Source organism: Actinomadura violacea, from assembly GCF_017573465.1.
Lineage (GTDB): Bacteria > Actinomycetota > Actinomycetes > Streptosporangiales > Streptosporangiaceae > Spirillospora > Spirillospora violacea.
Genome location: NZ_JAGEPF010000025.1, coordinates 135,333 through 147,152, shown reverse-complemented (window position 1 = coordinate 147,152; position 11,820 = coordinate 135,333). Strand labels below are relative to the sequence as shown.

10 protein-coding genes are annotated in these 11,820 nt (G+C 74.9%); 6 read left to right on the top strand and 4 right to left on the bottom strand.

Going from position 1 to position 11,820, the window contains the following annotated elements:
- Positions 1-34 precede the first annotated feature (34 nt).
- The 3 genes from J4709_RS36835 to J4709_RS36825 all read left to right on the top strand — a co-directional run bounded on the left by J4709_RS36835 (position 35) and on the right by J4709_RS36825 (position 3,345).
- Positions 35-1,318, top strand: a complete 1,284-nt coding sequence (locus J4709_RS36835; RefSeq protein WP_208248032.1) for a protein kinase family protein — start codon at positions 35-37, stop codon at positions 1,316-1,318.
- A 275-nt stretch (positions 1,319-1,593) separates the two neighbouring features.
- Entirely contained in the window at positions 1,594-2,373 is a 780-nt protein-coding gene (locus J4709_RS36830) for an electron transfer flavoprotein subunit beta/FixA family protein (RefSeq protein ID WP_208248030.1), read from the top strand.
- A gap of 21 nt (positions 2,374-2,394) precedes the next feature.
- Complete coding sequence (locus J4709_RS36825; protein ID WP_208248028.1) at positions 2,395-3,345, top strand: electron transfer flavoprotein subunit alpha/FixB family protein; 951 nt, start codon at positions 2,395-2,397, stop codon at positions 3,343-3,345.
- Between the two features lie 54 nt (positions 3,346-3,399).
- On the opposite strand, the gene J4709_RS36820 is transcribed toward J4709_RS36825, so the two are convergent.
- The 3 genes from J4709_RS36820 to J4709_RS36810 all read right to left on the bottom strand — a co-directional run bounded on the left by J4709_RS36820 (position 3,400) and on the right by J4709_RS36810 (position 7,297).
- Positions 3,400-5,214: a serine/threonine-protein kinase gene (locus J4709_RS36820; protein ID WP_208248027.1), complete on the bottom strand. Its 1,815-nt coding sequence runs from the start codon at positions 5,212-5,214 to the stop codon at positions 3,400-3,402.
- An 82-nt stretch (positions 5,215-5,296) separates the two neighbouring features.
- Entirely contained in the window at positions 5,297-6,595 is a 1,299-nt protein-coding gene (locus J4709_RS36815; protein ID WP_208248026.1) for an MFS transporter, read from the bottom strand.
- A gap of 183 nt (positions 6,596-6,778) precedes the next feature.
- The gene (locus J4709_RS36810) at positions 6,779-7,297 is read right to left on the bottom strand and encodes a TetR/AcrR family transcriptional regulator (RefSeq protein WP_208248025.1); all 519 of its coding nucleotides are present in this window, start codon (positions 7,295-7,297) and stop codon (positions 6,779-6,781) included.
- A gap of 153 nt (positions 7,298-7,450) precedes the next feature.
- Between J4709_RS36810 and J4709_RS36805 the strand changes: the two genes are divergently transcribed.
- The 3 genes from J4709_RS36805 (at position 7,451) to J4709_RS36795 (ending at position 10,546) form a co-directional block, all read left to right on the top strand.
- Positions 7,451-8,626, top strand: a complete 1,176-nt coding sequence (locus tag J4709_RS36805; RefSeq protein ID WP_208248093.1) for a cysteine desulfurase family protein — start codon at positions 7,451-7,453, stop codon at positions 8,624-8,626.
- 82 nt (positions 8,627-8,708) lie between these two features.
- A complete protein-coding gene (locus J4709_RS36800) occupies positions 8,709-9,569 on the top strand; it encodes a DUF1206 domain-containing protein (RefSeq protein ID WP_208248024.1) in 861 nt (286 codons plus the stop codon).
- A gap of 77 nt (positions 9,570-9,646) precedes the next feature.
- The gene (locus J4709_RS36795; RefSeq protein ID WP_208248023.1) at positions 9,647-10,546 is read left to right on the top strand and encodes a DUF1206 domain-containing protein; all 900 of its coding nucleotides are present in this window, start codon (positions 9,647-9,649) and stop codon (positions 10,544-10,546) included.
- Between the two features lie 7 nt (positions 10,547-10,553).
- On the opposite strand, the gene J4709_RS36790 is transcribed toward J4709_RS36795, so the two are convergent.
- A complete protein-coding gene (locus J4709_RS36790; RefSeq protein WP_246342426.1) occupies positions 10,554-11,651 on the bottom strand; it encodes a DUF695 domain-containing protein in 1,098 nt (365 codons plus the stop codon).
- Positions 11,652-11,820 lie beyond the last annotated feature (169 nt).

Below are 11,820 nucleotides of genomic sequence, written 5' to 3'. Positions count from 1 at the left end.
GGTGGGTGGGGGCGTGGGTAGGGTGGCCAGCCATATGAGCGGCGAGACGAGCCACCAGGAGCACATCGGGCCGTACCGCCTGCTGGCGCGGAAGGCCGGCGGGGCCGGCCTGCGCCGGGCGACCGGGCCGGACGGGCGCGACGTGGCGATCAGGCTGCTGCCGCCGGGCGCCGCGCCCGACATCGAGCGGATGCGCGCCGTCGCCAGCCCCTACGCGGCGGACGTCCTGGACGGCGAGACCGGGGTGCGGCGGCCGTACGTGGTGTCGCGGTTCGTGCCGGGACGTCCGCTGGCGGAGGTCGTCGCGGAGCAGGGGCCGATGTCCGGGGACGCGCTGCGGCGGATGGCGGTGGGGCTGGCGAAGGCGCTGGCGGCCGTGCACCGGGCGGGGCTCGCGCACGGCGAGCTGGGGCCGGGCACGGTGCTGGTGGTGGACGGCGCGCCCGTGGTGGTCGACTTCGGGCTGGCGGCGGGGGCGCACGGGCCCGGCGACGTGCACGCGTGGGCGGCGACGGTGACGTTCGCGGCGGCCGGGCGGTTCGAGGTGCCCCCGGACGCGCTGCCCGAGGATCTGCGCCCGCTGGTGGCGGCCGCGGCGGATCCCGATCCGGCGGCCCGTCCGGACGCGGAGCGGCTGGCGGAGGCGGCGTCCCGGCTGGTGGTGCGGCCGGAGCGGCACGTCCCGGCGCCCGCGCCGGCGGTGGAGGAGGCCGCGCCGCCGGTGGCGCCGCCCGCCGCGGAGCCGGCGCCGGCGGAGCCCGTGGAGCCGGCGCGGGCGCCGGTGCTGCGGGCGTGGGCGCGGCTGCTCGCGGCGATGGTGGTGGTGGTCGGGGTCGGCGTCGCGGTGATGATGCCGGTCGTGGGGCTGGTGCTGACGCTGGCGGCGGTGACGGCGCTGCGGGCCGCCGCGGCGGGCACGGCGGGGGACTGGGCGCGCGCGCTCGGGCGGACGGTGCTGACCGTCCCCTATGCGGCGGTGCTCACGGTCGCGGTGCCGGTCGGGCTGGCCGCGGCGTCGGTGCTCGGCGGCCAGATCGACTCCCTGGGCGCCTGCGCGTTCGGCGCGGGGGCGGGTGCGGCGGTGCTGTGGACGGCGCCGGGCGTCAGCGCGCCGCGCCGGCAGCTGGAGCGGATGTTCGCGGCGGTCGCCGGGGACCCGCGGCGGATCGCGGTCACGGGGGTGGTGCTGGGCGTGCTGGCGCTGCTCGCGGTGGTCGGGGCGATGACGCTGACGCCGAGCTTCGCGCCGCTGTACGGGACGCAGAGCTCGCTGGAGCGCGCGGTGGACCGGCTGCAGAACGCCGCGGACCGCTGGTGACTGTGAGCTGCGTCACGGCGTCCTCTGGACGGGACGGGGCCCGCAAACCCGGTGGGCACGTGGGTAAGGTCTCACGAACTGGGATTTGCCAGTAGGCTACCGATGAGTAACATTTGTCGTGCACGGCCCAACCGGGGACCCGGCTCCGAAGCACGTTCGGGTGTTTGGCAGGCTGTGACCACGAAAGCGCATGTCCGCGTCGACCCGTCATGGGCGGCGCCCCTCTGCCGCTTACCCCAGCGGCCAACTGAGTGCAGGGAGGTCGGCCACCGGCCATGAACATCGTCGTCCTGGTGAAGCAGGTTCCCGATACGGAGAGCCCGCGCAAGCTGAAGTCCGATGACAGCACGCTCGACCGCGCTGCCGCGGACGGTGTCATCAACGAGCTCGATGAGTACGCCATCGAAGAGGCGCTGCGCATCAAGGAGGCCCAGGGCGGCGAGGTGACCGTTCTGACCATGGGCCCGGACAAGGCCACCGACTCCATCCGCAAGTCGCTGGCGATGGGCGCCGACAAGGCCGTCCACCTCATCGACGACGCCCTCGCCGGCTCCGACGCGCTGCAGACCTCCTACGCGATCCAGCAGGCCCTCGGCCGCACCGGCTTCGACCTGGTGATCCTCGGCTCGGAGTCCACCGACGCGCGGACCGGCGTGCTCGCCGCGATGCTCGCCGAGCGGCTCGGCGTGCCGCAGGTCTCGCTGGCCAACAAGGTCGAGATCGACGGTTCGTCCATCAAGGCGCAGCGGGTCACCGACTACGGCTTCGACCGCGTCGAGGCGACCCTGCCCGCGGTGGTCTCCGTGGTCGAGAAGATCAACGAGCCGCGCTACCCCTCCTTCAAGGGGATCATGGCGGCCAAGAAGAAGCCGGTCGAGACGCTCGGCGTCGCCGACGCCGGCATCGACGCCGCGCAGGTCGGCCTGGCGAACGCGGCCACCGAGGTGGTCGACTTCGCCGAGGCGCCGCCGCGCGCGCAGGGTCAGATCGTCACCGACGAGGGCGACGGCGGCGCGAAGATCGCCGAGTTCCTCGCGTCGAAGAAGTTCGTCTGACCGAGGAAGGGGATTAGAACAATGGCTGAGATTCTCGTCCTCGTCGACCACGTCGACGGTGAGGTCAAGAAGGTCGCCCTCGAGCTGCTGACGCTGGCGAACAAGCTGGGCGAGGCCTCCGCGGTATGGATCGGCCCCGGCGCCGACGGCGCCAAGGACAAGCTCGGCGAGTACGGCGCCGCGAAGGTCTACGTCGCCGCCGACGAGGAGCTGACCTCCTACGTCGTCGCGCCGAAGGCCGCGCTGCTCGCGCAGCTGGTCGCCGACAGGTCGCCGGCCGCGGTGCTGGTCTCCGCGACCGCGGAGGGCAAGGAGATCGCGGGCCGCCTGGCGGTCAAGACCGGCTCCGGAGTGCTCACCGACGTGGTGGACGTCACCGACGGCTTCGTCGCCGAGCACTCCATCTTCGGCGGCGGGATCATCGCGCACGCCAAGGTGAAGACCGGCACGCCGATCATCGCGGTGCGGCCGAACTCGGTCGCCCCCGAGGCGTCCCCGGCCACCCCGGCCGAGGAGGCCGTGTCGGTGGCGCTGTCGGACACCGACAAGGGCACCCGGATCGTGGAGAAGGTCGTCCAGGAGAAGGGCGAGCGCCCGGACCTGACCGAGGCCGCGATCGTGGTCTCCGGCGGCCGCGGCGTCGGCGGCGCCGAGAACTTCAAGATCATCGAGGGCCTGGCCGACTCGCTCGGCGCGGCCGTCGGCGCCTCCCGCGCCGCGACCGACGCCGGCTGGTACCCGCACTCGTTCCAGGTCGGCCAGACCGGCAAGACGGTGTCGCCGCAGCTGTACGTCGCGGTCGGCATCTCCGGCGCCATCCAGCACCGGGCCGGCATGCAGACCTCGAAGACCATCGTCGCCATCAACAAGGACCCCGAGGCGCCGATCTTCGAGCTCGTCGACTACGGCGTGGTGGGCGACCTGTTCCAGGTCGCGCCGCAGCTCACCGAGGAGATCACCAAGCGCAAGTGATCGCCCCCGGACGCCCCGTCCCCGGCACGCGCCGGGGGCGGGGCGTCCGGCGTGTCAGGAGTGCGCCGGCCGCGGGTACGGGACGGCCGCGAGCAGGTCCGGCTTGATCATGTCCTTGACCTCGGCGTACGGGACGGTCGCGTCCTCCTCGCCGCACGCCGATGCGTAGCCGAGCACCGCGCCGTAGAAGGCGACGCGCAGGCCGGCCGGTGTGAGGGCCATGCTGACGTCCCCGGACTTGACGAACGCGGACGGGTTGTCGGTGCCGTGCGGCTGGAACGGCCCGGCCCCGCCCACGTCGCTCCAGCAGTACGTGCCGTGCGGCAGGTGCGCCTTGATCTTCCGGTCCAGCGGCGCGATGCCCTGCTCGGTCGGGACGCGGAACAGGTCGAACGGGCGGAGGGCCGCGCCGGTCCGCAGGTCGACGGTCACGGCGGGCGAGTGGTCCCAGCCGGTTCCGCGCTCGCCCTGCAGGGAGACGGTGTACCAGACCGACAGCAGCCGGTCGTTGCGCAGCAGGATCGCCGGCTTCACGACGTCGGTGTAGGCGCCCCGTCCGGATCCGCCGGCGAGGCCCTTGGTGGTCGTGGCCCAGCGCTCTTCGAGCGGCGACCGCAGCGCCTGGTCGATCTTCCGGACGAGCGCGGGCCTGCCGCCCGTCACGGTGACGACCTGCCCCCGCGCCTGGAGGGTCACGCCGCCGCCGAGGTCCTTGCGCGGCTCGTTCAGCGCGGAGAGCGCGGCCACGATCGGCTTGGGCTTCGGCTTCTCCTTCGCGTCGGCGACGTAGACGGCCGCGCCGCCGGCCGCCGCGACGACGGCGACGCCGCCCGCGACCGCCGCGGCGCCCTTCGCGCCGAGCGCGCCGAGGACGCCCTTGCCCGCCGTGGCGGTGCCGGCCGTCCCGGCGCCCGCTCCGGACCCGCCCGCGGCGCCCGCCGTCCCGGCCGCGCCCGCGCCTCCCGCCGCGCCCGCTCCGGCGCCGCCCGAGCCGAAGCCCAGGGCGCTGAGCGGGAACAGCAGCGACAGCGCGGCGGTCGCCCCGGCGAGGGCCCGGACGCCGCGCGACTCCCAGTCGGGCCCGTAGGCGCCGGCCGCCGCCGATTCCAGTTCGGTGACGAACGCGGCGGCGCCGAGCGGGCGGTCCCAGGCGCTCTTGGCCAGGCCCCGCCGGATCAGCGGGCGCAGCGGCTCGGGGACGTCGGCGACGGGGATCGGCGCGGTCAGGTGCCGTCCCATCAGCCCGGCCTGGTCCTCGGCGGTGTAGGGGCGGCGCCCCGTCACGCACTCGAAGAACACGCACGCGGCGGCGTACACGTCGGTGGCGGGGGAGGCGGGCTCGCCGCGCCACTGCTCGGGCGCCATGTAGACCGGCGTCCCGGACCGTCCGGCCTCCCCGGCCTCCACCGCGACGCCGAAGTCGATCAGCTTGCTGCACCCGTCGCCGCGCACGATCACGTTGGCGGGCTTGTAGTCGCGGTGGACGATGCCGAGGTCGTGCGCGGCGGCCAGGCCGAGCAGCGAGCCCTTCAGCACCGCGAGCGCCGCCTCGGGCGCCAGCGGGCCGCTCTCGGCCAGCACCGCCTTCAGCGACGCCCCGTCCACCGCCTCCATCACGATCGCCGCGCCGGCGGGCGTCTCGACCAGCCCGTACATCCGGGCCACGAACGGATGGTGCAGCCGCCGCAGCAGGTCGGCCTCGCCGCGGAACCGCTCGCGGAACTCCGCGTCGTCCGCGAACCGGCCCGCCAGGTACTTGATCGCCGCGGGCCGTCCCGTGCCGTCGTGCCGCGCGAGGACGACCCGGCCCTGCGCGCCCTCCCCGAGGACCCGCAGCTCGCTGTACCCCGGAACCCGCCAGTCGCCCATATGCCGCCCCGTCTCTGGTTTCGAGGGCGTTTATACCGGATCAAGCCCTCCGCGGGGGGACGGCCCCGGCAGGGCGCCGGGGTCAGGCCGCGACGGGCTGCGGACGGGTGCCGTTCGGGTCGTCCTCGGGCGCGCCCGAGGGGACACCGGCCGGCGACTGCGCCTCCGCGGCGGCGACGGCCGCCTCGGGGGAGTGCGCCGAGACGTCCGCGAACGCGCCGAGCGGGAGGAGGCGGGCGCCGGCCGCGATCAGCAGCGCCAGTACGACCACCACGCCGACGCCGATGCGCAGCGACGTCGCGTCCGACAGGAACCCGACCACGACCGGGCCGAGCAGCAGCCCGCCGTAGCCCATCGCGCCGACCTGCGCGACCGCGGCGGCCGGCCGGCCCGGCGCGGCGGTCCCGGCCAGCGAGATCGTCGTCGGGACGACCGTGCAGACCACCAGCCCGGTCACGAAGAACCCGGCGATCGCGACGGGCGCGGACGGCGCGAGCACGACCGACGTCATGCCGAGCGCGGTGCCGATCCCGGCGCCGGTGAGCAGCCGGCGGGTGCCGATCCGCATCCGGACCCGGTCGCCGACGAGCCGGCCGAACAGCATCGCGAGCTCGAACATCGGGTAGCCGAGCGCGGCGATCGCCTGGGTGGCGTGCAGCTCGTCGTGCAGCAGCAGCCCGCTCCAGTCGGCGATCGAGCCCTCGGTCATGAACGCGATGAACGCGAGCACGCCGATGAGGTAGACGGCGGGGGGCAGCCGCCGGGCGGCCCGGCCGGTCCCGGACGCGGCGGGGATCTCGGCGGCGGGCACCGCGCCGCTGTCGATCGGGTAGGTGTCGGGCAGGTAGGTGCGGCCGAGCAGCAGCGCGAGCGGCACCGCGGCGAGCGCGGCGGCCAGCACGGTGGCGGTGAAGCCGAGCCCGGCGGCGGCGGTCGCGACGCCGTACAGGCCGCCGGTCATCGCGCCGACGCACCAGCCGGCGTGCATCCCGCTCATGATCGACCGGCGGTACGCCTGCTCGACCACGCTGCCCTGGGCGTTCATCGCGATGTCGGTGATGCCGAAGGTCATGCCGAACAGCGCGACGGCGCCGAGCAGCACCCCGTAGGTGGGGGCGAGCGCGACGCCCGCGTAGGACAGCGCGGTCAGCGGCAGCGCGACGCGCAGCACGTTGCGGCTGCCGGCCCGGGCCATGACGCCGCGCAGGGCCTGCATCGCGACGATCGCGCCGAGGCCCCAGATGAGGACGACGATGCCGATCTCGCCCTCGTTCGTCCCGAACTTTCCGGCCAGCGCCGGCATCCTGGCCACCCACACTCCGGTGAGCAGGCCCGCCAGCGCGAAGGTCAGGAACGTCCCCGAACGGGCACGGAACAGCATGGTTCACCTCTTTCTCGGCTCGTCGCGAATGCGATGGGTGCGCACGCGTGTGCGCGGTGGTTCCGCTGTGACGGGGCTCCGGGCGTCATGGAACGCTCCAGACCCGGGAGGGGCCGGGAGCGTCGCGGACGGTGCCGGAAGGGCGCGCCGGGTGGCGGCGCCCGTGTCGGGTCGGCGGGCGTGCTACGGCAGAAGCGCCAGCAGCCGCCGTTTCAGTGCCGCGAGCTGTTCCCCGTCGTACAGCTCGGGCGCGTGGCTCACCACTTCCCACAGGCCCTCGGCCGCCAGCCGGACGATCTGGGCGGCGCCCGGGTCCGGATCGTCGGCGGGATCGCGGCCGTGCCAGCGCCGCATCGCCTCGTTCAGCGGCTCGGCCTGCTCCGGATCCGCCGCGGCGGCCGTGATGGCCGACCATCGCCGGTGGGCCCTGGCCTCCCCGCCGAGGATCTCGAAGGTGGCCTCGACGTAGGCGCGGGTGTAGGACCCCGGCGTGCCGTCGTCGTAGGAGGCGATCAGGCCGTCGAACTCCTCGATGACCCGCGCCACCATGGCCTTGACGAGCGCTTCCTTGGTGGGGAAGTGGTAGAGCAGCCCGCCCTTGCTGACGCCGGCGCGGTCGGCGACCGCGGCGAGCGTCAGCGCCTGCGTGCCGTGCTCGAACAGCACGGACTCCGCGGCGTCCAGGAGGGCTTCACGTTTCATGACCATTCCACTGTACCGGCCGGACGGTATACACGCCAAACCGCGGGCGCTCCGCTTCTCTTCCCAGCTCAACGTCCCCTTCCCGCCCGCCGCCCCGCGGGCGGCCGGGCGGCCGCGGGGAACAGGGTCCGCGCGGATACTGTTAACCGCGTGGTGACCTACCTCGACCATGCGGCGACGACCCCGATGCTGCCCGAGGCCATCGAGGCGATGACCGCCGAGCTGCGCGAGCTCGGCAACCCCTCCTCGCTGCACGCGGCCGGCCGCCGCGCCCGCCGGGTCGTCGAGGAGTCCCGCGAGATCATCGCCGAGGCGTTCGACGCCCGGCCGAGCGAGGTCGTGTTCACCTCCGGCGGCACCGAGGCCGACAACCTCGCCGTCAAGGGCCTGTACTGGGCCCGCCGCGCCGCCGATCCGGCCCGCGTCCGGGTGCTCGCCGGCGCCGTCGAGCACCACGCCGTCCTCGACGCCGTCACCTGGCTCGGCGACCATGAGGGCGCCGCCGTCGAACGGATCCCGGTGGACGGCCTCGGCCGCGTCACCCCCGACGCCCTGCGCGCGGCGCTCGGCAGCGGCGACGACGTGGCCCTCGTCACCGTGATGTGGGCGAACAACGAGGTCGGGACCGTCCAGCCGGTGCCGGACCTGGCCACCGTCGCCCGCGAGCACGGCGTCCCGCTGCACACCGACGCCGTCCAGGCCGCCGGGCACCTGCCCGTCCGGTTCGCCGCCAGCGGCGCGCAGGCGCTGACCATCACCGGCCACAAGCTCGGCGGGCCCGTCGGCGTCGGCGCGCTCCTGCTCGCCAAGCCGAAGGAACCGCTGTTCCTCGACCCCGTGCCGCTGCTGCACGGCGGCGGCCAGGAGCGCGACGTCCGGTCCGGGACGCTCGACACCCCCGCGATCGCCGGGTTCGCCGCCGCCGTCCAGGCGACCGTCGCCCGCCGCGACGCCGAGGCCCGCCGCCTCGCCGACCTGCGCGACCTTCTCGTCGAGGCCGTGCGCGCCGCCGTCCCCGACGCGATCCTCAACGGGGACCCCCGCGACCGGCTGCCCGGCAACGCCCACTTCTCCTTCCCCGGCTGCGAGGGCGACGCGCTGCTCATGCTCCTGGACGCGCGCGGCATCGCCTGCTCGACCGGGTCGGCGTGCTCGGCCGGCGTGTCCCAGCCCAGCCACGTCCTGACCGCGATGAACACCGGACCCGAGCGCGCGCGCGGCTCGCTCCGCTTCACCCTCGGCCACACCTCCACCGAGGCCGACGTGAAGGCCCTCGCCGACGCCATCGGCCCCGCCGTCGAACGCGCCCGCCGCGCCGGCCTGTCCTGACGGCCCGGCCGCGCCTTCCCGAGGCGTCCGGGTTTGACCGTTCCTTGAACGGGGACAGCGTTGCCGTTCAAGAAAGGCGGCGATGGCGGCGAAGGACGCGGCGCGCGAGCTCGGACGGCGTGCGGCCGGACACCCCTGGTTCCACCGCCTGTCCCGCGCGGGCCTCGCCGCCCGCGGCGTCCTGTACCTGCTGATCGGCTGGCTGGCCCTGCTGATCGCGACGGGGCACGGCGGGGCGGAGGCCGACCGGCAGGGCGCGCTGCGCACCGTCGCGGACAGGCCGGGCGGCTGGGCGGTCCTCTGCCTGCTCGCCGCCGGGTTCGCCGGGCTGGCCCTCTGGCAGTTCGCCGAGGCCCTGTACGGGCGGCCCCTCCCCAACGGGCGGCGCAAGCGGATGCGGCTGCCGGCCGCCTTCCGCGGCCTCACCTACGCCATCGGATGCACCGGCACGGTCGGCTTCCTCTTCGGGCAGGGCCACGCGTCGAGCGACCAGCAGTCGCGCGCCCTGTCGGCGCGCGCCATGGCCGAACCCGGCGGCCGCTGGGCGGTGCTCGCCGTCGGCGCCGGCTTCGTCGTCTGGGGCGTCGTCACGCTGGTCAACGCGGGGCGGCGCGCCTTCCGCGACGAGCTCGACACGGACGCGATGGGGACCGTCGCGCACTGGATCGTCCAGCCCCTCGGGACGATCGGCAACGTCGCGCGCGGCCTGATCGGCGGCGCCGTCGGAGCCTTCCTGGCGTACGCCGCGATCTCCTTCGCGCCGGACCGGGCCCAGGGGCTGGACGGCGCGCTGCGCGAGTTCGCCGCCACACCGGCCGGCGGCTGGGGCATGGCCGTGATCGCCCTGGGCCTGGTGGTCTTCGGTCTCTACTCCTTCTGCGAGGTCCGGTGGCGCAAGGTCGAGGCCGTCGAACCGCAGGACGACCGGCCCGCCGACGACTGAGCTGCGTTTTGCCGGAGTTTGACCGATCTGCTACCGGGCACAGCTCTGCCGTTCGCGACGGGAAGGGACGACGGAGCATGACCACGAATGTCGCCGGCGGTGGCGTCCGGCGCGCCGGACGCCGGGTGGCGGGAAACTCGGCGTTCCACATCTTCTGCCGGTCCGGCCTGGTGGCGCGGGGCGTGCTGTACCTGCTGATCGGCTGGCTCGCCGTCCAGATCGGGCTGGGCGACGGCGGGCAGGAGGCCGACAAGCAGGGCGCGCTGCAGACGGTCGCGGGCAAGCCGGGCGGCACCGTGATGCTGTGGCTGCTGGCCGCGGGATTCGCCGGGCTGGCCCTCTGGCGCTTCGCGGAGGCGGCCTTCGGGCAGCCCGCCGCGGACGGCCGGAAGGCGACCAAGCGGCTCGCCTCCTTCGGCCGCGGCGTGTTCTACTCCGCCGGCTGCGTCACCGTGCTGAACTTCGTGCTCGGGCAGGGCGGCAGCTCCAGCAACGAGCAGTCCAAGACCTACACGGCTCGGGCGATGGAGCATTCCGGCGGCCGCTGGCTCGTCCTGGCGGTCGGCGCCGGCTTCCTCGCCTGGGGCGTCGGGAGCGTCGTCGGCGCCGTCCGGCGCAAGTTCCTCGAACGCCTCAACACCGCCCGGATGGGCCCGAACACCCGCCGCTTCGTCAAGACGCTCGGCGTGGTCGGCCGCGCGTCCCGCGGGATCGTCTTCGGCGCCGTCGGCGTCTTCCTCGCCTACGCGGCCATCACGTTCGACCCCGGCAAGGCCAAGGGGCTGGACGGGACGCTGCGCCAGTTCGCCGGCACCCCGGCCGGCCCGTGGCTGCTGGTCGTCGTCGCCGCCGGGCTGCTGGTCTTCGGGGCCTACTCCTTCTGCGAGGCGCGCTGGCGGAAGGTCGAGGCCGTCCGGGACGGCTCGCGCGGCCGGACCGGCCGCGGCGGCCGCCGGCGGCTGCCCCGGATCGGCTAGCGGCGGCTCACGGCTGGTAGGGCGCCAGGGCCTTCCAGCCCGGGTCGGCCGTCGAGGCGACCTTGGCCTTGCCCTCGCCCCACCCGGCGGCGAGCTGGTCCAGCTCGGCGATCACACCCGAGTCGGGGTCGGCGTACAGGTGGAACACCCGCAGCCCGTCGCCCGTCTCCCGGACCGCGAGGACCGCGCGGTCGCCGAGCTTGGTGAGCTTCTTCTCGAACGCGCGCAGCGCGCCCGCCGACGGCTCGACGGGCAGCCGGTCGGGGTTGGCGTTGGCGTACGGGACGGTGATCGCCACGTGCAGGTCGCAGAGCGGGTAGTCCTGCCGGTGCAGCGGGAACCGGGCGCCCAGCCGGGCGGGATGCCCGCGGGGCGTGCGGCCCTCGCCGGTCAGCCACGCGGGCTCGCTGAACGGCTCGGCGATCTGCTCCACGACCGCCGACAGCATCGCCGGCGCCAGCGCGTCGATCGGCGCCTCCGTCGCGATGGAGACCTCGCCGACCCAGCGGGCCACGTCGTCCTCGCCGAGCGCCCAGTCCAGCACGTGCAGCGCGACCGCGACCTGCTGCTCCTCCGACACGAACAGGAAGTCGGGGTGGTAGGCGGTGATGTGCACCCGGGCCCGGTCGGCGTCGGCGCGCATGCCGAGCCGCACGTACTCCAGGTCGAACTCGTGGTCGCCGAGGACCAGGTCCTGCGACAGCATCTCCAGGTCGGGCCGCCGGGCCGGGTGGAACGTCCAGCCGCCCGCCGCGGCGCCGGACGGCGCGGCGCGGAACCAGCGCTCGGTCAGCCCGCGCAGCTCCGGGTCGCCGCCGCCGGTGACCGTCAGCGACGGTGTCCGGTCGTCCGCGCCGCCGATCTCCCACTGCAGGTCAGCGTGGATCCGGTGGACGCGCCGGGACAGCTCCTCGATCGCGTCCGCCGACAGGCCCTCGCCGGGCGCGGGGCCGGCGGCGTCGTCCGCGTCGGCGCCCGCCGCGGCCAGCGACGCCTCGATCGTCGGGCGGGCCTGCGCCCACCATTCCCAGAACTCGCTGATCGCGGGCGGCGTCGCGGCGGAGGACTCGCGAGGACGGCGGAAGATTCCCATCAGTCGGTGCACGAGGAGGACGTCAACGGCCGACGGTCGAGCGTCGGGACTCCTCGCTTCTCCTCTCGGATCTGTCGGTGGCGTTCGGTAGCGTCGCGTGACGAAGCGTGTTCGAAGTGGAGGCGGGGATGCGCAGGTCGTTCAAGTTCCTGTTGCGGCCCACGGCACGGCAGGCCGGGAG